The organism is Salipaludibacillus daqingensis (genome assembly GCF_029891575.1).
Lineage (GTDB): Bacteria > Bacillota > Bacilli > Bacillales > Salisediminibacteriaceae > Salipaludibacillus > Salipaludibacillus daqingensis.
In genome coordinates this window covers 305,652-328,316 of sequence record NZ_JARZHF010000001.1, presented here as the reverse complement: position 1 = coordinate 328,316, position 22,665 = coordinate 305,652, and the positions used below count along the sequence as shown (strand labels likewise).

Here is a 22,665-nt window from a genome sequence, read left to right as displayed (position 1 = left end):
ACTATGAGTTTTATAAACAATTCTCGTTACAGTATCCTAAATATGACTGAGGGATTACCTATCAATAACTTATTTTAGAATGGTCACAATGTTAATTGTGACCATTTTGTGATGAAATATAAAAATTGTTGATTCTTTTTTGTATACCCCTTATAGTATTTATATACCTAGTAGGGTATAAGAATAATGAAAAGGGTGTGCAAGTAATGATGAAATTTTACCATTATCCACAAAAGAATATGTTATTTGTTATTCCGCTTATATTAGTTATCAGTTTTGTCGTCGGATTATATGTTGATACTTCATCATTGAGACCTACGATAATGATAGCTACAATCGTAATGATTTTTGCGACGATGGTAGGTTTAAGGTTAGAAGAGTTAACGAAGTTAAAAAGTGACTCGAAGCTGATTGGAATATCCATCTTAATCAATTTTGCTATGATACCACTTACTGCGTTTGGTATAGGATTGATTTTCTTTAGGGATCAACCACTAATGTTTGCAGGTTTAGCGTTGGTTGCATTATTACCTACAAGTGGCATGACCATTTCATGGACGGGAATTCAAAAAGGAAATGTTCCTGCAGCAGTTAAGTTAACTGTATTTGGATTAATCATTGGTTCTTTATTAACACCGTGGTATTTATTAGGAATGGTTGGTCAGTATGTCAATATTGAGATCATGAGAACAATACATACGATCATGATGGTCGTATTCATACCACTGATTTTAGGGCAGATAACAACAAAGATTTTATTGAAAAAATATTCTAAAGAGTATTTTCAGAAAAAAATTAAACCTAACATGACTCCATTAAGTATTTGGGGATTATTATATGTTGTATTTGTCAGTACTAGTACTCGAGCGGAAATGATTGTCTCAAATTTACAACTTATTCTCTTAGCGCTAATAGCTCTTATCCTTTTTTATGTTATTAATTATACACTCGTTACGATGATTTCTTTGAAATGGTTTAATCGTAATGATGGAATTGCTCTAGTAAATGGAACAGTTCTTAGAAATTTATCGATAGCGGTTGGTATTGCGGCAACGTCGTTTGGAGGAGAAGCGGCATTACTTGTGACGATTGCTTTTATGTTGCAATATCAGAGCATCACTTATTACGCTAAAATAGCTGGAAAGCGCTGGTTCAAAGAAAAAGCGGATACAAAAATAAAAAAAGTATCGGCAAACGTTTAGCATAGCGAGTCACAGGGGCTCATTCAATTTCCCTGTCTAATATATAAATTTATGAAAAGGTATGGTGATCAATAGTCATGATGAAATTTAAAGTAGATGCAAAAACAGAAGGGTTAACATTACATGCGAAAGCTGGGAAACACGAACTAGTATTAGACGAAGGTAGTCAAATGGGTGGTAAAGATCAAGGACCAAATCCTCTTCAAACATCACTAGCTGCTTTGGCATCTTGTGAGAATGTTACGGCAAGAATTGTCGCAAAAGAGATGAAGTTTGATTTGAAAGACATTGATTTTAAAATTACTGGAGAATTCGATCCGAAAGGATTCATGGGAGATCCTAATATACGTCCGTATTTTCAGACTGTAAAAGTGGATGCAGAAGTGGAAACGAATGAATCTGAAGATCGAATAAAAGAACTTCAGAAAAAAGTTGAATCTCGCTGTCCCGTATATACGATGATGGCCGCAGCCAATGTAAATATGGTTGATAGTTGGAAGCAAGTTTAAAATAACGTAAGATTGAAAAGGGTGATTGAGAATCATCTAACATTTGTTCCTTAACTAAAAAAAGAACCGGCAAATGGAACTGTAACCCGAATAAAGGACACTTAAAAGAAGTGCCTCCTTATTCGGGTTTTTATATTTAATCAGATATTAATTGATATCCAATTTACTTCTTATAAAGCTCAACTAAAAGTTCTTATTTTTCATGCTGGGTTTACAACAAGCTAAATTCAGCACTATTGTTTCTATACGAATAGCTATTACAAATAGATTAAATACTTTGAAGTGAGGGAACGAGAGTGAATAAGACGAAGAGTTTTTTATGGGGAAGGAGGGCTAGTATTGACAGTTGGTGCAATTATAACAGGACTACTTTTCATAACAATTCATTTATTAACAAATACCATTCTCCCAAGTTCACGAATTAAAAGAAATAAATGGCTCTCTTTTTCTGCAGGTGTGGCGGCTTCTTATGTTTTTATTTATATTTTACCTGCACTTCATGAAGAACAGGCGAGTTTTGAAGAGATTTCTGACACGTTGGCTATGGAATCAGAGCTTTATATTTTTGGACTTATAGGAATGCTAATCTTTTTCGCTATACAAAATGCAGCAAGTTACTATCAGCATAATAAATTTGGAAAAGGGGAGAAGATTTTTTTCTGGGTCCAGCTATCATTTTTCAGTTTATACAATATGTTAGTTTCCTATATTGTTATTTCCGCTGAAGTAGAAGGGGTCCAAGCTGCCTTCTATTCTGTGGCAATTGGTATGCATTTTGTAGCAGTGGCACATGATTTGTGGTTAAAAGATAATAAACGCTATAACAGATACGGCCGGTTGTTCCTTGTTTTAGGAATTATTTCAGGATGGCTTGCCGGAATGTTTATACAATTATCCCCATTTTCTTTGTCTGTTATTTTCGCGTTTATATCTGGAGCTATGATATTAAATGTTATGCGATTTGAAGTGCCGTTAGCGAGAGATACGCATTTTACCTCGTTTGCTATTGGATCAGTTAGTTACTCTATTATAGTGTTATTATTGAAATTTTTGTTGGAATGGTAGATAGGAGAAATTAATTTTCACAAAGGGTGAGTCTTGAATTATTAAATTTTTCCTTTAGTAAAAGATAAGTTGTAAAAATAGAATGGAAAGGTTCAATATTCTGACCAAAAGTTATCAGGATTTTTATCTATATCTGACTTGATTAATTGAGAAGTAGGAACGATGTCTACTCGGTTATCTATAAAATATGAGTGGGCTTTCTCCAGTGCTTGATAAGTCTCTATTCCATGAATACCAACATGACCAATTCCTATTACACTTCCACCTTTCGTTGCTAAGTCAGCAAGTTGGATCGCCTTATCGTAGACGTGATCTTCAGAGGAAAGAGTGTTATCCAGAAAGAGGTCTCTTTTTGCAAAAGGAACCCCTAACTGTTCAGAAATATCTGAAATGTATGAATGAGGGTTCGTTCCACTATCCACGATATATAAATCATGGTCCTTAATGACATTTAAAATAGTTGTGATTGTCTCTTTTTCCTCTACAATTTTAGAGCCCATATGTTGGTTAATTCCTTTTGCATGGGGGACATTTTCGATCGCTTCTTCCACTCTTTGCTTTACTTCATCTTGACTTAAGTCAGAAGTAATAGGATTAGGGCCAAGCCAAGAACGCTTTCCTTTTTTAGGTTCCATCGGAAGGTGAATAATTACTTCAAAACCTAATTCGTTTGCTTGCTCTGCAATTTCCGTTGATTGTTCTAAAAAAGGCATAACAGCTACGGTTATAGGAATATCACTTTCTAAAAATTCCTGTGTTCCCTTCGCAACACCACCAAAATCATCGATGATAATAGCTGCTTTTCTATCCGTTAATAGGTTCTCTGCTTGAACGGAAAGGTTGTAAATACAAGTGAAGGTGAACAAAACTATGACACAAATAACGATGAAACGTTTATCTAATAAATACCCTAAAATTCCCATCAAATGCCTCCTAAAAGAATAGTTGTATTTATTAGTATGTGTCATATACGAGAATCCATGAAAAAACCACCGATTTTTTCGGTGGCCATTCAAAATGGAATCATTTAATGTTAAATGTCTTTCACAGTTTACTTCCAATGCCCCTTCTAAAAAAGTTACTTTCGCATCTTAAAGGCGGCATTCAGCTGACCGCGAAGCATTTTATCGCGAAGATCTGTCTTCTTCATTTCTTCTTTACGAATTTCGAATGTTTGCATTCCATCTTCCATTTTATTTGCAATGTCTACGAGCCTTTCAACATCTGCAAACGAATATTTTCTAGTCCCGCCTTTACTTCTTTCCGGGAAAATTAATTTACGTTCTTCATAATAGCGAATTTGACGTTCTGATAAGCCTGTCAGTTCGCTTGCAATTCCTATACTAATCACTTTTTTATCTTTGTAAGTAGCAGTCAAACGAAATCCCTTCCTTCTTCAACATTCGCTTTTTTCATACTATATCATGGAACGAAAAAGAAGTTGGTATTTTTGTGAGATTATCTAACATGGGCTAGGTTGGAAAGGAATAATAGTCCCATTATAGGTATAAATGTAATCTTTTATTTATTAATGACTTCATTTTTTATTAAATGTTTTAACTCTTGTACTTCTTTTCTAAGTTCCATTACTTCATTATGGGTGTCTTTTACTTCTTCCTCTGCGGATTCAGCCTTTTCAACATTATTAACGATAACACCAATAAATAAATTAAACACAACGAATGTACCTACTAAAACGAAAGACACGAAGTATAACCAAGACCATGGAAGTATTTCAAATATAGGGCGCATCACTTCACTTGCCCAAGACTCTAGCGTAACAACTTGGAATAATGTCAAAAGAGACAGTTGTAAATTACCGAAATATTCGGGGGATACTTGTTGAAATAACATCGTACCGATTACGGCAAAAATATAAAAAATAATACTCATTAATAGCATAATATTTCCTAAAGCTGGTATCGTCATAAGCAATGCATCAACAAGTCTTCGTAAAGAAGGTACGACAGATATAGCGCGGAACACTCGAAGTACCCGCAAAATACGTAAGACAGTTACAAAATGTGCACCAACAAAAACATGTCCAGCTGCAACGATGATGAAGTCAAACCAATTCCAACTGTTTGTAAAAAAATGCTTTAACGAAGGAGCTGCTAATAATCTAAGCGCAATTTCCACAGTGAAAATCCATAATAAAATCCGGTCTGCAGTCCAAAAAGCAGACTTATATTCTGAATAGAGATTAGGGTATGTTTCCAATCCCACTACGATAGCATTGATCAAGATTAATATTATAACAGAACTTGTAAACCAACGATTTTCTACTAGTTGACCTAATTTTTGTTTCCAAACGGGCAACTTTTTATGATTTTTCAAAGTGAATTCCTCCAACAATTTTCAGTTTCAATATTGTTACCAAGCAATAAAATGACCTATTATCATAAGAGATTGCTCTGAGATTAACACTCGCTTCTCTTATAAAGTGGAAGGCAAAAAGTAGGAACTCTTTTTGATTAGTTTTTAGGGTAACCAATAAAATAAATACTCTATTATTCTACTAAAAATAAATAACAGAAGAAAGAGGCTACCCTAAAGAGTACCCTCCTAATGTTAAACACCTTGTATTGCTGCTTTTTTGGTTAAAATCTTCTTAGATACATTATAGGCGCTTGAGAAAGATAATTCAGATAGTTGACCAGTTCCTTGACACCAATCACCGGCAAAATGGACATTTGGTAACTTGTCAAAGTGTGTTGGTAATCCTCGTTGATTCATTGACCAGCGAATCGCTTGTAAGACAGGTTTTTTAGATGCTCTTGGAATAACTAACTGTTTTCGCCAACCATCAAAATGTTTATCATAGAAATGTTCCATCCTCTTGATCATTTCCTCATGTGCCAGAGGATCATGAATTTCGTTTTGACTTAAATATCCAACTGCTTGCAGTAATTGTCCTCCTGGAGGAGCAGCTTCCATATCATAGTAAGAAATATCCGTAATAAATATTTGTCGATCTTTATCAAAAATATAAGTATAATCTGATTCAATTCGTTTTTTTAGACCGACGTCATAAAACATGACATACGTGGGTTCATAGTCAGTAAAACGTTCTAGTTCTGATTTAATTGGTGAGTCTTGAAAAAGCTTTTGCAATTCTTCCGGAGGGATAGCAAAAACAAACTCTTTTGCAGAATAAGCGTGTTTTTTCGTTTGGACTTCTGTGACTTCACTGTCATTAGATAGGACATTGGTGATTTTTGTTTTTTCTATAATGTCTCCACCATTTTTTTTAATAATTCTCTTGAATTCCTCAATGAGAACTTTCCATCCACCTTGAATAAAACTAACCGGAATGTTCGTCTTAAATAATCTACGATAATAACTAAAGAACACATCCGACGGGATGCTGTCAGGATCTCCAGAAAAGAAGTTTGTCGTAGCCAAATTAAGCATCATTTCTTTAACAGCAGGACTAATTTTCCTTAAATCAATCCATTCTTGTATAGACAAATTAGGATCGCCTTTTTCAAATCCTAACGTAGTAAATAACATGTGATAAGCAAACCTAAATTTATCCATTCCTTTAAGAAGTTTGGTTTGCAACAGGCCTCCTATGTTGGATGGAATGACGGAGGTATCTTCACCCATATCAAATTTTGCTTTAAGTTGAGTGAAATCTTCCCAATGGATATTTAAGCCTAATTCTTGTTCCAATTTAGATAAATATGAGGTATCTCGAGCATAAATCGCATGAGCTCCAAAATTAAACTGATATCCTTTTAGTTGGATTGTCATTGCACGACCTCCCAATTTGCCTCGCTCTAGGAGAGCCACTTTTTTCCCGTGGTATGCTAAGTAAGCTGCAGTTGACAATCCTGCTAACCCCCCACCAACTACCACTATATCGTATTGGCTCGTTCTCATTTGCGATACCTCCCAATGTATATGAAATTCAACGAAATCGACCTAAATTTATAGTAAATACTATTGTGACATTGTTAATAATTATATCTTACAATGGAAAGGTTTTAAAGAGAAGAATCCTAATTATAGAGAGAAAGGTGGTTCGCTATGCTAAGAAAAAGAAGAGAAAGATTGAAAATAATGGATATTTATTATTGTTGATACTTATCACTAATAAGAACATTTGGTTTCGCATTACCTAATTCTTTTGATCGTTCATAAGCTCGATAGATACAGTCGATCATTGTTTCTTGCAATTTTTGTTCTTGCAAGACTTTAAATCCTGCTTCTGTTGTACCACCAGGACTCATGATTTGTTCATATAGCATCTTAGGTGAAAGCTCCTTTGTTTGGACACGTAATCCAGCACCAAGAAGTGTTTGAGATACTAAATGTCTCGCTAAGTCTTTATCAATGCCAATTTTTTCTGCAGCAATTTCCATCGATTCCATTAAATAATAAATATAAGCAGGTCCAGTTCCAGTTAAAGCAGTCATAGCATCCATATGTTTCTCAGGAACTTCAGCTGTTTCCCCAACTAGTTGAAATAGTTCTTCCACAAGGTTTCTTTGAACAGGAGTAACCCACTGTCCTATTGAAAAAGGTGTCATAGCAGCGTTGACTACAGCGGAAGTATTTGGTATTGACCGGATGACAGAGACATGAGAGTGAGGAAAAAAGTTTTCTATATCTTTTATAGTTACCCCAGCCATTACAGAAACTACCGGCAAATGAATTGTTTGTTGGAATGGTTTTAGTGCGTTTTTCCAATCTTTTGGTTTGCATGCAAGAATAAATAAATGTCCATGATCAAGAAGAAGTTCTGGATTTCGAGAAGTTTGTATACCATAAGTAGTGGTGAGGTCTTGTAAACGTTGATTATTACTATGGTTTGTAACCATTATATTTTCAGGTAACAGTTTTTCTGATCTTAACCACCCAGTAATGAGAGCCTCTGCCATGGAGCCCGCTCCAATCAATGTTACATTCATATTCATAGTATCCCGCCTTTTGTCATTTATAAATATATTTATGCTCTTTTTTAATGGCCGTAAATGACGGATAGTCTAAAGAATCCTGCCCGATAACGATTGGAAAATTGTCATTTTAACGAAAAAAAAAGAGTTTAATGTTCAATTATGCACGGTTGTTAAAAAATTCTCCGATAACTATTCTGTTGCTGTTTTAGAAATATCACACTCTAAACCTTTTCCCTAAAGAAGTCTTAATTAATTTTTAATATTAAACTTTAAATAATAACAAAGCAAAGAAGAAATAAGTGACGCTACATCAAAAAGTTTATTTATTCAGAAAATGGTTGAAATTTCTATCATTATGAGCCTGCTAGACATAAATGTCAACCTACAAAGAGATGTTTTGATGTTTCCTTGCAGATGTAGATATAATGAGTTGACTACAACTATTATTTAGAGAGGGTTTTCTTTATGACAGGTAAAACAATTAGTAACGAACGTGTAGCAATTACTGGAGCATCAAGCGGGATTGGGAAAGAAATGGCTTTAGAAGTGGCAAAAAGAGGTGGAGTACCTATTTTATTAGCTCGGTCTGAAGATAAATTACAATTAATTTCTCAGCAAATTCAATACGAAACAGGAATCTATGCTCCTTATTATCGGTTAGATATTACAGATGTAGAATCAATTAAGTTAACCTTTCAACAAATCTATAAAGAGCATGGACCAATTACAACATTAATAAATAATGCAGGGTTCGCGAAATTTGACTCGGTTTTGGAAGCATCGTTAGATGATGCTAAAGCGATGTTTCAAGTGAATGTTCTCGGAACTATTGCATGTACGAAAGAAGTACTAACTTATATGAAAGACAATCATTACGGTCAAATTATATTTGTTGCATCGCAAGCAGCAAAACTTGCAACTCCAAAAGCGAGCGTATATGCTGCAACAAAACATGCGGTATTAGGTTTTGCAAACTCATTAAGAATGGAGTTACACGATGACCCGATTCATGTAAGTGTCGTTAATCCTGGACCAATTCGAACGGAGTTTCTTACTATTGCAGATAAAACAGGTGAGTATGAAAAGAGTATGGAAAAATTTATTTTAGAAGCAGAATATGTTGCAAAAAAAATAGTCCAACTTATAAAAAAACCGAAACGAGAGTTGAACCTTCCGATTTGGATGGGAATAGGATCTACTTTGTATCAATTGTGTCCAAGGATAGTGGAAAAGGTAGCAGGTAAACAACTACGTCAAAAATAAAAATCTTTTAGGTTCATTTTATTTAGTTAAGCATATTTTTTAGGGTACCTTTAAGTAACTCCGTTTACTTTTTTGTCTTGGAAATGTAACCTAATGTTCACACGATAGTAGCAAAGAAATAGTAAAGATAGTGTATAGTAAGTATTGTAATTCAAAGAGTACGTGATTAAATTCACAAAAATAATATCTTCGAACAGAAAGGAAGTTTTTACGATGATCGTAAAAGACTTAGTGGAAACAAGAGAGTTATTAACCGACGAGACAAATGGGAACGTATTTGTCGTGTATGAGCGCTTTGATAATGTTGACTGCCATTGTGAAGGGCAAAACATTGAAGAAATTGAATGTGATCCTGAAGAGCAAGTTCAGATTTTACAAGGAGATCCAGAGTCTTCGTCTTCACTAAAAAGTGTAAAAACGTATTTAGTTGGTGAAACATTTCCTTCCATTGATGCGATCGTTCAAGACATTCGATTAAACTATACGGAATTGTTTCAATAAGTTTATAAATTATTTACCTCTTGGTTCATCCAAGAGGTTTTTCTTTGTCTAATTCTAGTCTATAATAATGAGAGTGAAATGAATAAAGGAGAGAAAAATGTTGATAAATGTATTATTTGTCTGTTTAGGAAACATCTGTAGATCGCCAATGGCTGAAGCAATTTTTCGTGATAAAGTGATAACTGAAGGGTTAGAAAATCATATAAAAGTGGATTCATCGGGGACCGGCAATTGGCATATCGGAAAACGACCACATGAAGGAACATTAGAAATTTTAGAGAAATATAATGTAAACCACGATCAGTTATCAGCAAGACAATTGGAGAAGAAAGATTTAAAAGAGTTTGATTATATTATTGCTATGGACGCATCAAATTTAGGGAATATTCACCGTTTAAAAAGTTTGGATACGTCAAGCGGCGAGATCCATCGCTTGCTAGATTTTGTTCCTGACGTGAAGACAGAAGATGTTCCGGACCCTTATTTTACAGGTAATTTTACAGAGGTGTATGATCTCATCGATAAAGGTTGCGAAAAATTATTAAGCTACATTTCCAAAAAAGAAAAACTTTAACTAGAAGCCAGCATAAGCGATCATAGCTTTGCTGGTTTTTATTGTTCAATAAGAACAGCTAAAATAGTTTAACAATGTAAAAGTAAGGGAAATGTGCTTTACATCTGTTGGTAATGCTTGAGAGGAGCTGAACGAGTTGAGTGAACTACATCGTTTTATTATTGCAAGAAATTGGATGAAAAGTAATGAAGATTTTTTAACAACTTGGCATGCACATGTTGGATATAAATTAGATTTATTTAAATGCTTAGAAAAGTCAAAATCTGTAGAACAAGTTGCTAAGGAATGCGAGCTAAATATCGCCTTGTTAGAAAGATGGGTAGAAGTCGGGATTGAAGTAGGACACTTAAAGAAAGGATTAGCAGGTAAAGTAAAAGCAAAAAAGAAAATGGTGAAGTACGCTTCAGCAGATAGTCCAGAGTCAGTAGGGATTTTATTAAGAGAAATGATGGAACTTCATATTCCTACTCTCCTTAAATATCCAGAATTATTAAAAACAAATGAACGACTCACTTACTTAGAAGATTCATTTGCAGATATTGTCGCGCAGACGTCTACGCTATTAGAAAAAGCGGCTGTTCCACCTATATTAAGATGGATAAAAAAAGAAAAGCCAACGTCCATTATTGATTTAGGCTGTGGCTATGGAGGGTATTTAAATAGTATCCACACTAAATTTCCAAAGATTGAATTACATGGAGTCGAAATAAACACCGAGTTAGCAGCAAAAGCAAATGAAAATTTAGGTAAAGATGTAACCATTTCCGAAGGGGATATGATGGAGTATATTAAAAATTTTCAGGGAAAAGTTGATATGGTAATGGCACATAATTTTCTTTATTATTTCCCTGAAGATAAACGAATGGATCTTTTTAGAAATATATCGAATGTGATGAAAAAAGATGGAATTGTCACATTTATAAGTCCAATGATGAAAGCTAAATATGGACAGTCGTTTACCTCAGCATTTAATGCATTTATGACTGCCCACGAGAATTTATATTCGTTGCCAACGTTGGATGAAATAAAGGAAAACGGGAAAAGAGTGGGGCTTACTTTAAAAGATGCAAAACCACTTATTAAAGAGGGTGGTTGGTATTTAGTTACCATGAAAAAAATGAAATAATTAGCTTGTTGAGAAACCTCCCTTTTTTAAAAAAAAGAGGGGTTTTCTTATTTTAACAATAAGGTACGCGTCTTTTACTCGAAGTTTAAAAATCCATTGTATTAGGGATAAGCTCTTTTGAATAGCATGGTAAAAGCAGATATCATACTTGATTCATGAAAAGAGGGATGACCAGTGTGTGGAGTAACAGGGTGGATCGATTTTACACTACCGTTAAATGAACAAGAGAGAAAAATAGTATTAAATATGGCAAATACTCTCGGTAAAAGAGGGCCTGATGCTACTACCACGTGGACAACCGACCACGTGGTTTTTGGTCATACAAGATTAATAGTTGTTGACCCAACTGGCGGAGGCCAGCCGATGACAAGAAAAGTAAATGGTCACACGTATACCATTTGTTACAATGGAGAGTTGTATAATACCGAGGAAGTGAGGAATAAACTTAAAGAATTCGGTTATCAATTTCAATCTCATTCAGATACGGAAGTTTTACTATTTTCCTATATTCACTGGGGGGAAGGGTGTGTAAAAAAACTAAATGGGATTTTTGCATTTGCTATTTGGAACGGAAAAAAAGAACAGCTCTTTTTAGCTAGAGATCGTTTAGGTGTTAAGCCTTTATTTATGTATCGATTAGGGGAAGGGTTATTATTTAGTTCTGAAATTAAAGGGATTCTTGCTCACCCATCAGTGCAAGCAAAGCTGGATGAAGAAGGATTGCAAGAGTTATTAGCGTTAAGTCCTTCACGAACACCGGGACATGGCATATTCAAAGGAATGGAAGAATTAAAAGCTGCTCACTGGATGCGTGTATCAAAAGGAGAGTTTGAGTGCAGAAGATACTGGCAAGTTCAAAGTGCTCCGCATACGGAATCAGTTGAAGATACAGCTACGCATATAAAAGAGTTATTTAAAGATACGGTAGAACGACAACTTGTGGCTGATGTCCCTGTGTGTACGTTTTTATCTGGAGGGCTTGATTCTAGTGCTATAACAGCTTTTGCAACGGAATATGAGGCAAGACAAGGAAGGTCTCATTTAAAAACTTTCTCCATTGATTACGAAGACAATGAGATGTATTTTATAGAAAGTGCATTTCAACCGAATCAAGATGCTCCTTGGGTAAAAAAAGTTTCCAAAGCATTTGGTACGGACCATTATCGTGCAGTGATTGACCAACAAAAACTAGTCTACTTATTAAAAGATGCGATGAAAGCTCGTGATTTACCAGGAATGGCTGATATAGATTCGTCTCTATTATGGTTTTGTGGTAAGGTGCGTGATCATGCCACTGTTGGATTATCGGGAGAATGTGCTGATGAAATATTTGGAGGATACCCATGGTTTCACGATCCGAAGAAATTATATAGTGATGTATTCCCTTGGATGAATTCTGTAACTGAAAGAGAAGGGCTTCTTCATACGAAATGGAAGAAAAGGATTAGCTTAAATAAATACGCGAAACTGAGGTATGCAGAAACGTTGACTGAGGTACCAAGATTAGAGGGAGAATCAGGGATAGCAGCTAAACGAAGAGAGATGTTTTATGCAAATATGATTTGGTTTATGCCGACTCTTTTAGAAAGAAAAGATCGAATGAGTATGGCAAAAAGTTTGGAAGTGAGAGTTCCATTTGCAGATCATCGATTAGTGGAGTATGTCTGGAACATCCCTTGGGAGATGAAAATGTTAGGCGGACGTGAAAAAGGGATTTTAAGAAAAGCATTAGAAGGAGTTCTGCCAGAAGATGTACTTTATCGAAAAAAGAGTCCATATCCTAAAACACATCATCCAATCTATACGAAATTAGTGACCACGGCATTAAAGAATCGGTTAGAAAAAAAAGAATCACAGCTATACGACATCTTTGACTATGAGAAACTTCAATACTTAGTTGAATCGGAAGGTGCTTCATTTCAAACTCCCTATTTTGGCCAATTAATGTCAGGACCACAACTTATTGCTTACTTGCTTCAACTAGACATGTGGTTTGAAGAATATAATGTAGAGATATAAAACAAAGTAAAATTATTTAACATAGCAAAAGTCAAAAATATTATTAATAACGGAATAAAAATTAAAAAGAAAATTTAGATAAAAGAGGAATTTTAGCAAACGATGAAGAATCTATTCAAGTGTAGGAAAATTCTGAAATGGGGAGGTATCTTCATGAATCTTGGAGGCTATAAGAATCACGAAGCCTGGGTCGATTTGTCGAAAGGTACAGTCACGTATCGTAAGTTGAATGAAGAGGATTTACGGAATTATGTTGGCGCGAGGGGATTAGGGGTCAAGTACATGGTAGACCATGGAGTGTATGACGTGGAGCCATTTTCAGCAGACAATATTCTTGCTGTTATGACAGGACCTTTAACAGGAACTCGAATTCACATGAGTGGTCGTTTATGCACCGTCACACGTTCACCGCTAACAGGAACTGTTACAGATTCCCATATGGGAGGGTGGACAGCCGCTCGTCTGAAATGGGCAGGTTTTGACAACTTAATTTTCACAGGTAAAAGCGATAAGCCAGTTTATTTGTATGTTGAGGATGGAAAAGCTGAATTAAAAGATGCATCGTCTTTATGGGGAAAAGGTGTACGTCCAACAATTAAAGCATTGGAAGAACTTTACGGAGAAAAAGATACAAGTATTATGTCTATTGGCCAAGGTGGAGAAAATCTAATCCGTTATGCAGGTTGGATGAATGAAGATGACCGAGCTTCTGGGCGTGGAGGATCGGGAGCAGTTGCAGGCTCTAAAAATTTAAAAGCCATTGTGATCAAAGCGACTCAGAGAGGTAACATGCCGCAACCTGCTCTTCCAGATCAATATAAAACGGCAGTTAAGGCTGGATTAAAAGCTATCAATGAAGGAGCATTAACGGCACCAAACAAAGGTGGATTATCGGTTTACGGCACAAACGTACTGATGAATATTATTAACGAATCAGGTGCGCTTCCAACAAATAACTCACAATCCACACACTCAGAGCATGCAGAAGGTGTGAGTGGTGAAACGGTTCGTGAGGAAATTCTTGTCAGTGAACCTACTTGTCATGCGTGTCCAGTAGCTTGTAAAAAAGAAGTAGAAGTGACAGAAGGCAAGTATAAAGTGAAAGTAGAAAGCTTTGAGTTTGAATCAGCGTGGGCACTTGGACCAAACTGTGGTACTGGAAATAAAGAAGCCGTCGCTTATATGATTGACCGCTGTAATGAATATGGCATTGATACAATTGAGCTTGGTCATTGTTTCTCTGTAGCCATGGAAGCTTACGAGAAAGGCCTCATAAAAGAACGCTTGGACTGGGGTGATGTGGATACGATGATCGAATGGATAGAAAAGATTGTTCACCGTCAAGGTATTGGGGATGTTCTTGCAGAAGGTCCAGGTCGAGCAGCCATTTCATTTGGAAACGGCGGGCTTGCGATGGTGTCGAAAAATCAATCGATTCCAGCCTATGATCCGCGGGGCATTCAAGGTATTGGATTAGGTTATGCCACTAGTAATCGAGGTGCTTGTCACTTAAGAGGTTACTCCGTGTCTGCTGAAATTGCAGGACTTCCTGAACCCGTAGATCGGTTAGCGGTAGAAGGAAAAGGCAACCTATTAAAGATTTTCCAAGATCTCCATGCTTTCTCTGATTCATTAGATCTTTGTAAGTTCTCCGCATTTTCTGAGAACGCTGATTTGTACGCGGAGCAATATACAGCAGTTGTTGGTATTGAGTTAAGCGCCGATGATATTATGAAGATTGGTGAAAGGGTTTACAATATCGAGCGCTACTTTAATAATAAAGCTGGATTTACTGGTAAAGATGACAGTCTTCCAGAACGATTCCTGAAAGAAAAAGCGACAGGAAATTCAGAAGGCGAAGTTTCTCATTTACCTGAAATGCTTGAGGAATATTATGATGTTCGAGGCTGGAAAGATGGTGTTGTTCCTCCAGAAAAATTAAAAGAACTAAATATCTCAACAGTAGGAGCATAAAAATACAAAGTTAAAGCTTTTGTTGAATATATATTATCAACATAGAAAGGGTAAAAATAGAGCAAAATTAAAAAGGACGTTTGTTAATGAAACTTAACACGTCCTTTTGTTGTGGCGTAGGGCATGAATCTGGATCAACCTCCAGCACGAAACGTTTTTAATCGGAATTTTCGTAGTACCTCAGTTAACAATTCACTGTTATCTGATTGAAATTCAAGATGTACTTTCGGAATAGAAGAATGCATAAATGTAAAGAATTGTTCTGGTGATACAGTACACTTCCACTCCTTACTATCGATCACAACGAAATCTTCTTCACTCGGTACCTTTTCTCCTCCTAATTCCATTAAATAACTAATAATGTCTTTATGATGAATCCCTCGAATTTCTAATTTTTCAGTCATTATTAACCTCCTGCAACTGGAGGGAACAACGCTAATTGGTCTTCAGGTTTAACCTCTGTTTTAAGGCCATTGAGGTGAATAATGTTTTTGCCATTGATAAAAACATGGACATGCTGTCTTACTTGATGCTCCTCTGTGAATAATTCCTCTTCCATATCTGGAAATTGATTTGTCACATCGGCTAAAATTTCATCGATTGATTGTCCTTCACGGTAAGAGACTTGAATCGTTTTGCCATCACAAATTTCTCTAAATGTTGCAAACACTTTAATTTCCTTCATGCGTCATCACCTCTTTTCTTCATTATGACGAAAAAGACCGAATTTGACAATTGAAACTACCTGAATTTTTAAAAAAATCCCTTTATAGCAGAGTTCAGCAAATCTTTTGCATTCTTATTAAAGTCGATATACAATTTGTATAAGTTTTGTTTATAGAACGTAAAAGAGGGAATGGGTATTTTAGATCATATTTGATAGTAAAGGGGTGAGGAATGTGGGAGCTCGTAAAATTGCAATAATTGGTGCAGGTCCCGGTGGATTAGCTGCTGGAATGATACTTTCAGCTAAAGGGTTTCGTGTTCAAATATTTGAGAAACAACCGTATGTAGGTGGTAGAACATCATCATTTACTGAAAAGGGATACACATTTGATTTGGGTCCTACTTTTTTAAGTATGCCGCACATTTTAGAAGAAGTTTTTGAATCTTCTAATCGAAAGTTAGAAGATTACACAACGTTAAAAGAATTGGATCCGATGTATTCTTTATCGTTTGATGAGATGACAATAAGAGCGACAAGAGATCCTGATAAAATGAAAAAAAATATTGAACAATTATTTCCAGGGAATGGAGAAAGTTACGAACGTTTTATGGTTGATACAAGAAAAAAAATGGCAGCACTTTCTCCAATTTTGCAAAATAACCATGCTTCTTTGTTTGATTATATGCGGCTTAGAACGCTAAAAGCGCTTCCTCAGTTGGAATTAGGAAAGTCGTTGTATGAAGTTTTGTCTAAATACTTTGATGACGAACGTTTGAAATTATCCTTTACATTCCAATCCAAATATTTAGGAATGTCTCCTTGGGATTGCCCAGGAGCATTTAGTATTCTTTCATTTATGGAACATGAGTATGGAGTATTCCATCCTATTGGGGGCTTAAATCAATTAACAAAGTCCATGGCAAAAGTTGTGAAAGAACATGGTGGAGAAATTCATACTGGAGTTGGTGTGAAAAAACTTCTTCTTGATGATCGTCGAGCAGTAACAGGGTTAGAATTAGATGATGGAGAGTTGGTTGAGGCCGATGATGTAATCATGAATGCTGATTTTGCACAAGGGATGACAAAATTAATTGATGACGATAAAAGACGTAAATTTAAAAATATTCATTTGCAAAAGAAAAAGTATTCTTGTTCGACTTTTATGATTTATGCTGGTGTCAATCAACCAATTGATTTGGATCATCATACCATATTGTTTTCAGATGACTACAAGAAAAACGTGGAAGAGATTACGAAAACGAAAATTTTATCGGATAATCCTTCTATTTACGTACAAAATGCATCCGTAACAGATCCGACACTGGCTCCACAAGGAAAATCAGCTCTGTATATTTTAGCTCCAGTACCGAATAATTTCAGTGGAATTGATTGGAACAATGAAACAGATACATTTAGAGAATTGATTTTTAATCAGATAAAGAAAAGAACTGGATTAAAAGATTTAGAAAGTAATATTGAAGTAGAAAAAGTGCTTACACCATACGATTGGGAACATCAAAAACATGTTTATAAAGGAGCAACGTTTAATCTTGCTCATAATTTAGGTCAAATGATGTATTTCAGACCTCATAACCAATTTAATGAAATTGATCGACTATGGCTTGTTGGAGGGGGAACACATCCTGGAAGTGGTCTACCAACGATTTTTGAATCTGCAAGAATTACAGCTAGTTTATTAATCAAAAAGTATAGTAAAGAGGAGGTGAAGATATGAACAATGCCATCGTCGGTGGTGGAATTGGTGGAATGATCACTGCATTATACTTAAATCAAAAAGGTGAAAACGTTACGATATTTGAAAGAATGCATAAATTAGGAGGTCGTTTAGCGTTTACAGAACAGGATGGGTTCAAAATTGATGAAGGACCAACCATTGTTCTACTCCCTCAAATGATTCGGAATATTTTACAAGATGTAAACGTTGATTTATCACAAATTGACATGGTGCAAATTGACCCAACTTATCCTCTTCACTTTCGTGATGGAACATCTTTTCATAAGTGGAGTAACGTTAATAAGCAAAAAGAGGAAATTGAAAAACATTTTCCAGGTGAAAGTGATCATTTTTCTTTATATATGAAAGATATGGCTGATAGATTTGAAAAAGGATCAAAAGCTTTTTTAGAGCAACCGTTTGTTAGAAAGCGATCCTTTTGGACTAGAAAGAATGTCAAAACACTTGTGAAACTGAAAGCTTATCAATCGGTGAAAAATCAGTCAAAAAAATATTTTCAAGCTAAAAAATTACAAGAAGCATTTTCTTTACAAACCTTGTATATAGGTGGTTCCCCTGAACATACGCCAGCGATTTATTCTCTTGTTCCATTTAGTGAACATCAACATGGTATCTGGTATATTAAAGGTGGGTATGCCCATCTTGCTGAAGTCCTAACAGACGAATTAGAAAAGCGAGGGGTAACAATTGAATATAATGCTGACGTACAAGAGGTAGAATTAAGCAAAGGTATAGCCACTTCGCTTACGGTTCATGGAGAAAAGCATTATTTTGATCGCTTTATATTAAATGGAGATTTTCCTATAGCCGAAAAGCTTGTTAATAAGACGACAAATCGTTCTTATATCCCATCTTCCGGATGTGTTCTCATTTATTTAGGAATAGAAGGAAAATTAAATACCAATTACGTTCATCAATTTTTTATGGGAAGCGACTTAGATCAACAAATGGATGAAATTTTTGTGCAAAAAAAATTACCAGAAGACCCATCATTTTATTTGTTTCACCCATCTTTAATTGATGAAACTCTTGCCCCAGAAGGGAAAAGTGTCGCATACATGTTGATACCAGTTCCTACTTCAAAGGAGATTTCCAAAGAGGAATATCTAGCTTTTGCGGATAAAATGCTTCACGAAATCAAAGAACGTTTAGATGAAAATATTTATAATAAAATTTTGTGGAAGCAAGTTCGAACACCTTTTGAATCAAAAAGAGACGGCTTGTTTGAAGGAGGAAGTTTTGGTTTAGCACCAACATTATTCCAATCGGGGGTATTTCGTCCTCAAGTAAAACCATTTGATTATGATAATGTTTATGCTGTTGGAGCATCGATTCATCCAGGTGGGGGAGTACCAATTGTCATGCAAGGAGCAAAAGTGTTATCTCAATTTTTAGATGATGAAGATGCGGTAAATAATAGCCAATTATCGTGAGTTTAACAGAAAAAGTAAGGAGAAAAATCTTATTTCAATCATTTATTTATTCGTTTTTTCTCCTATTATTCAAAAGTGTAATTGATTATTCCTTTATAAAAAAGATACTTAGAAAGGAGAGGAAGGCGATGCTCGTTAATGATGCATATCTTCAATGTAAGAATGTTATTGAGTATCATTCGAAAACATTTGCGAAAGCATTCCAACATTTACCTAAGAAAAAGCGTCAAGCTGTATGGGCAGTTTATGCGTTTTGTCGAAAAGCAGATGATATTGTTGATGAAGGGATCAATCCAGAAGAAGAACTTAAGAAATTCAAGCATCAACTTGATATGTTTATACTAGGAAAGCAACCTGATTCTTCTTTCCTTTGGATTGCATTAGAAGATACATTTAAAAATTTCACATTTGATATTAAACCATTTTATGAGATGATTTATGGTCAAGAAATGGATTTGAAAAAAAATCGATATGAATCGGTGGATGAATTAATCAATTACTCTTATCACGTTGCTAGTACGGTAGGGTTGATGTTATTGCCTATTTTGTCTCCAACAAATCAAGAGCAGTTGAAACAAAGTGCCGTTTCATTAGGATATGCCATGCAAATCACGAATATTTTACGAGACATTGGGGAAGATTTCGAGCGTGATCGTATTTATATACCTACTCAATTGATGAAAGATCATGGTTATACACATATGATGTTAAATAATAAACAGGTGAATGAATCATTCATCTCTTTATGGGAAGAATTAGCTCATCTAGCGGAAAATTATTATCAGGAAGGCCTTGAATTAATGCACTTATATCCATTAAATGCTAGGATGCCAGTGAAAGCTGCTGCACATTTTTATCGTGAAATTTTAAATTCTGTGAGGGCAAATGACTACGATGTTTTTCATAAACGCGCATTTGTTTCAAGTCGAGAAAAAAAGCAAATATTAAGTGCTATAGAAAGTTAAATGGAAAGAAGGAAAACCAGTAATTAGGTTCTCCTTCTTTTTTGTTTCGATGGTAATAATAAATATTGCAATTTCGTTTTGTAGTGCAACGAAATCGTAGCTTTGAACACAAAAATATACTTTGTTAGTATTCTTGAATAATCCGTTTCGCAACATTTTGTCCACTAAGGACGACCATTGGTGAGCCACCACCAGGATGAGTACTCCCACCTGCAAAAAATAAGTTGTGTAAATCTTGTGAGCGGTTATATGGCCTTAAAAACGTATCTTTTCTTCTATTTGAAGCAACACCATAAAGAGCTCCTCTGTATGCATAATAGTTATTTGCTAAAGTTTGAGGATCGACGACTTTGGACTGTTCCAACGAAGGACGAATAGACAGACCTTTTGCTTCAAGATGTTGATAAATTCTTTGTTCCATTTCCATTCGATCAAACATTTCGTTGTTTCTATTTTTTAGTGGCGGTGCATTTACTAAAATAAATAAGTTGTCCCCATCTGGTGACATAGAAGGTTCAGTCTTTGAAGAGGTACATAAGTAAATAGTAGGATCCGTACCATATAGCCCTTTTTTGAAAATATCGTTGAACTCCTGTTTCACTTCATTCCCAAAGTAAACTTGGTGGTGGTGAAGGTCAAATCTTTCTGACGTAGCAGCAAGGATGACAAATGCGGAAATGGACGGCTCATAACTATCGACTTTTTTATTTGAAAAAGATGGGCGATCACTCTCGTTTATTAATCTTGGATATTGTGTAAGCAAATCTCCGTTTAAAACAAAAACATCAGCATGGTATCTCTCTCCACTTAAGGTTTCAACGGAAGTGAGTTGTTTATTAACTGCATGGCCTTTAATCACTTCTTCATTACATAAAATGGTTACGCCTAATTTTTCGGCTGCATTTTTAAATCCGGCAGCAATTTGTGCATTTCCTCCCTTTGTATAATAAACCCCGTCGCCCATCTCCAAATGACCAATCAAACCAAACGTAGCAGGAGCATTGTACGGAGAAGAACCAATATATGTAGCATAACGATTAAAAGCGCGAATGATACGTTCATCCTTGAAAAATTTCCGGTGAAAGTGGTCTAGGTTTTCCATTGGTTTTGCAGACAACATAGATTTCGCCAATGGAATCGATAAATAGTCTTTCCAAGAAGAAAAAGTTCGGTGGAAAAAATGATGGTTCGCTAATTGGTAAAGTTTTTTAACTTCTTTTAAATATTGAGGATAGTTCAAAGCTGATTGAGCATCAAGACGACTTAACTCGTCGATCATTTTTTCGTGATTAGAAGAAAAATAGAGGTGAGAACCATCTTCAAAAACATTCTTCGTATGTGTTTCTAATGGAACAAATTGGAAATAGTTATCGGGATTTTCACCTACATCAGATAGAACAGATTGAAACACGTGGGGCATCGTAATTGTATTCGGACCAAAGTCGAATCGATGCGTTCCTAGGCTAACTTCATGCAACTTCCCACCGATATCATTATTTTTCTCCAATATTGTTGTTTGAAATCCTTCATATTGGAGGCGGATGGCGGCAGATAATCCTGCTAATCCACCTCCTATGACGACAGCTTGCTTTTGTGTGTTCATTGATAGGTTCTTCCTTTCCATGTGAATCCTTTGTTAGATAATCCTAAATAGGTGGAATAAACCATAAGTAATACCATAAAAAATAACGAAAATGGTGTAACGACAAATAGCCACCATTTTTGTCTTGTCATAATATCAATAAATAACTTGATCATCATCGTTAGTAAAAGAGGCAAGATGAGAAGGAAATCCAACGTGAAGATCCCATAAATAGCTAATGGAAAAGGGAAGATCATAAAAATAAAATAGAAAATCACTAGTGCTATCACAAGGAAAGGATTTCGACCAAGTCCAGGAAAGAGATTTTTAGAAAAGCCTTCCCAAACCTCTTTATTCGTTTCATACATATGACAAAGTACCGTGTTTGTGTTGTTTACAAGCTTTACTTGATACCCGTTTTTTTTGATTTCTCTCGTAATATGCACATCTTCCACTAATGAATTTTTAACCTTTTCGTGTCCACCCGCTTTTTCGTAAGCGTCACGACGAAACATCATATACGCGCCGTGAGCAGCAGTTGCAGCGGGCCAAGTCGTTAAATTAGCAAGAAATACAGGCAAGTGTAAATAGACAACAAAATGTTGCATCGGTACGAGCAAATGCCCGAGAAAGCTCTTTAATGGATAACGAGGAAACCCAGTAACTAACCCAGTGTTAGTGGAGAAAGCTTGTAAGCTTCTTTCAATAGTTCTGGGATGGACTCTTACATCAGCATCTAAAAATAGCAAATAATCGCCCGTTGTTTTTTTCGAGAGCTGATAACAAGCATGAACTTTTCCAATCCATTCTGATGGTAATGGCTTCCCTTCGATGAGAGTAAAACGATTGTCAGCTTCTATTTTTTCATAGAAAAGTTCTTTCGTGCGATCTTTCGAGCCGTCATTAAGAAAAATAAATTCCATATTTTCGTAAGTTAACTCTTTTAGAGAATCAATGAGTGGAGCGATATTTCTTTCCTCGTTTCTCATCGGAATGAGAATAGATACTTTTTTGTTCTTATCTAGTTCTTTATTTGATGATGTTTTCAGCAAAGGGAGACTGAATCCGTTTACTATTGTCCAAACAAGTATAAGAATTAGGATGATAACATATATAGATAGCATC

21 protein-coding genes are annotated in these 22,665 nt (G+C 35.5%); 12 read left to right on the top strand and 9 right to left on the bottom strand.

What is annotated here, in order from left to right; all coding sequences use genetic code 11:
- The first annotated feature begins 206 nt into the window (after nt 1-206).
- From QDN89_RS01680 to QDN89_RS01670, 3 genes are all read left to right on the top strand, one after another.
- Nucleotides 207-1,202, top strand: a complete 996-nt coding sequence (locus QDN89_RS01680) for an arsenic resistance protein (RefSeq protein ID WP_280768347.1) — start codon at nt 207-209, stop codon at nt 1,200-1,202.
- A 77-nt stretch (nt 1,203-1,279) separates the two neighbouring features.
- A complete protein-coding gene (locus QDN89_RS01675; protein WP_280768346.1) occupies nt 1,280-1,711 on the top strand; it encodes an OsmC family protein in 432 nt (143 codons plus the stop codon).
- Between the two features lie 339 nt (nt 1,712-2,050).
- A complete protein-coding gene (locus QDN89_RS01670; RefSeq protein ID WP_280768345.1) occupies nt 2,051-2,776 on the top strand; it encodes a hypothetical protein in 726 nt (241 codons plus the stop codon).
- A gap of 92 nt (nt 2,777-2,868) precedes the next feature.
- Here QDN89_RS01670 and QDN89_RS01665 read toward each other — a convergent pair whose 3' ends face one another.
- From QDN89_RS01665 to proC, 5 genes are all read right to left on the bottom strand, one after another.
- A complete protein-coding gene (locus tag QDN89_RS01665; protein ID WP_280768344.1) occupies nt 2,869-3,699 on the bottom strand; it encodes a divergent polysaccharide deacetylase family protein in 831 nt (276 codons plus the stop codon).
- 155 nt (nt 3,700-3,854) lie between these two features.
- Nucleotides 3,855-4,154, bottom strand: coding sequence for a MerR family transcriptional regulator (locus QDN89_RS01660; RefSeq protein ID WP_280768343.1), 300 nt, complete (start codon nt 4,152-4,154; stop codon nt 3,855-3,857).
- Between the two features lie 143 nt (nt 4,155-4,297).
- Nucleotides 4,298-5,113 carry an ion transporter gene (locus QDN89_RS01655; RefSeq protein WP_280768342.1) on the bottom strand — a complete coding sequence of 272 codons (816 nt, stop codon included), beginning with the start codon at nt 5,111-5,113 and terminating at the stop codon, nt 4,298-4,300.
- A gap of 234 nt (nt 5,114-5,347) precedes the next feature.
- Nucleotides 5,348-6,661 carry a phytoene desaturase family protein gene (locus QDN89_RS01650; RefSeq protein ID WP_280768341.1) on the bottom strand — a complete coding sequence of 438 codons (1,314 nt, stop codon included), beginning with the start codon at nt 6,659-6,661 and terminating at the stop codon, nt 5,348-5,350.
- A gap of 191 nt (nt 6,662-6,852) precedes the next feature.
- Nucleotides 6,853-7,698 carry a pyrroline-5-carboxylate reductase gene (gene proC, locus QDN89_RS01645; RefSeq protein ID WP_280768340.1) on the bottom strand — a complete coding sequence of 282 codons (846 nt, stop codon included), beginning with the start codon at nt 7,696-7,698 and terminating at the stop codon, nt 6,853-6,855.
- 447 nt (nt 7,699-8,145) lie between these two features.
- Between proC and QDN89_RS01640 the strand changes: the two genes are divergently transcribed.
- From QDN89_RS01640 to QDN89_RS01615, 6 genes are all read left to right on the top strand, one after another.
- Nucleotides 8,146-8,943 carry an SDR family NAD(P)-dependent oxidoreductase gene (locus tag QDN89_RS01640; protein ID WP_280768339.1) on the top strand — a complete coding sequence of 266 codons (798 nt, stop codon included), beginning with the start codon at nt 8,146-8,148 and terminating at the stop codon, nt 8,941-8,943.
- A gap of 213 nt (nt 8,944-9,156) precedes the next feature.
- Nucleotides 9,157-9,444, top strand: a complete 288-nt coding sequence (locus tag QDN89_RS01635; protein WP_280768338.1) for a hypothetical protein — start codon at nt 9,157-9,159, stop codon at nt 9,442-9,444.
- 100 nt (nt 9,445-9,544) lie between these two features.
- Complete coding sequence (locus tag QDN89_RS01630; RefSeq protein WP_280768337.1) at nt 9,545-10,018, top strand: low molecular weight protein-tyrosine-phosphatase; 474 nt, start codon at nt 9,545-9,547, stop codon at nt 10,016-10,018.
- Between the two features lie 136 nt (nt 10,019-10,154).
- Nucleotides 10,155-11,144 (top strand): class I SAM-dependent methyltransferase, encoded by a 990-nt coding sequence (locus QDN89_RS01625; RefSeq protein ID WP_280768336.1) that lies wholly within the window; start codon nt 10,155-10,157, stop codon nt 11,142-11,144.
- A gap of 174 nt (nt 11,145-11,318) precedes the next feature.
- A complete protein-coding gene (asnB, locus tag QDN89_RS01620) occupies nt 11,319-13,163 on the top strand; it encodes an asparagine synthase (glutamine-hydrolyzing) (RefSeq protein ID WP_280768335.1) in 1,845 nt (614 codons plus the stop codon).
- Between the two features lie 153 nt (nt 13,164-13,316).
- Nucleotides 13,317-15,137: an aldehyde ferredoxin oxidoreductase family protein gene (locus tag QDN89_RS01615; RefSeq protein WP_280768334.1), complete on the top strand. Its 1,821-nt coding sequence runs from the start codon at nt 13,317-13,319 to the stop codon at nt 15,135-15,137.
- Nucleotides 15,138-15,271: 134 nt separating this feature from the next.
- On the opposite strand, the gene QDN89_RS01610 is transcribed toward QDN89_RS01615, so the two are convergent.
- Both QDN89_RS01610 and QDN89_RS01605 read right to left on the bottom strand, forming a co-directional pair.
- Entirely contained in the window at nt 15,272-15,541 is a 270-nt protein-coding gene (locus QDN89_RS01610; RefSeq protein WP_280768333.1) for a MoaD-like domain-containing protein, read from the bottom strand.
- A 2-nt stretch (nt 15,542-15,543) separates the two neighbouring features.
- Nucleotides 15,544-15,822 (bottom strand): ubiquitin-like small modifier protein 1, encoded by a 279-nt coding sequence (locus QDN89_RS01605; RefSeq protein WP_280768332.1) that lies wholly within the window; start codon nt 15,820-15,822, stop codon nt 15,544-15,546.
- A 214-nt stretch (nt 15,823-16,036) separates the two neighbouring features.
- Between QDN89_RS01605 and QDN89_RS01600 the strand changes: the two genes are divergently transcribed.
- From QDN89_RS01600 to QDN89_RS01590, 3 genes are all read left to right on the top strand, one after another.
- Nucleotides 16,037-17,539, top strand: coding sequence for a phytoene desaturase family protein (locus QDN89_RS01600; protein ID WP_280768331.1), 1,503 nt, complete (start codon nt 16,037-16,039; stop codon nt 17,537-17,539).
- Complete coding sequence (locus tag QDN89_RS01595; RefSeq protein ID WP_280768330.1) at nt 17,536-18,993, top strand: phytoene desaturase family protein; 1,458 nt, start codon at nt 17,536-17,538, stop codon at nt 18,991-18,993. The genes QDN89_RS01600 and QDN89_RS01595 overlap by 4 nt, the downstream gene beginning before the upstream one ends.
- 128 nt (nt 18,994-19,121) lie before the next feature.
- A complete protein-coding gene (locus QDN89_RS01590) occupies nt 19,122-19,958 on the top strand; it encodes a phytoene/squalene synthase family protein (protein WP_280768329.1) in 837 nt (278 codons plus the stop codon).
- Nucleotides 19,959-20,082: 124 nt separating this feature from the next.
- Here the strand turns inward: QDN89_RS01590 and QDN89_RS01585 are convergent, their stop codons facing one another.
- Together QDN89_RS01585 and QDN89_RS01580 are read right to left on the bottom strand one after the other, a co-directional pair.
- The gene (locus QDN89_RS01585) at nt 20,083-21,561 is read right to left on the bottom strand and encodes a phytoene desaturase family protein (RefSeq protein WP_280768328.1); all 1,479 of its coding nucleotides are present in this window, start codon (nt 21,559-21,561) and stop codon (nt 20,083-20,085) included.
- Complete coding sequence (locus QDN89_RS01580; RefSeq protein WP_280768327.1) at nt 21,558-22,664, bottom strand: glycosyltransferase family 2 protein; 1,107 nt, start codon at nt 22,662-22,664, stop codon at nt 21,558-21,560. The genes QDN89_RS01585 and QDN89_RS01580 overlap by 4 nt, the downstream gene beginning before the upstream one ends.
- Nucleotide 22,665: the final 1 nt, after the last annotated feature.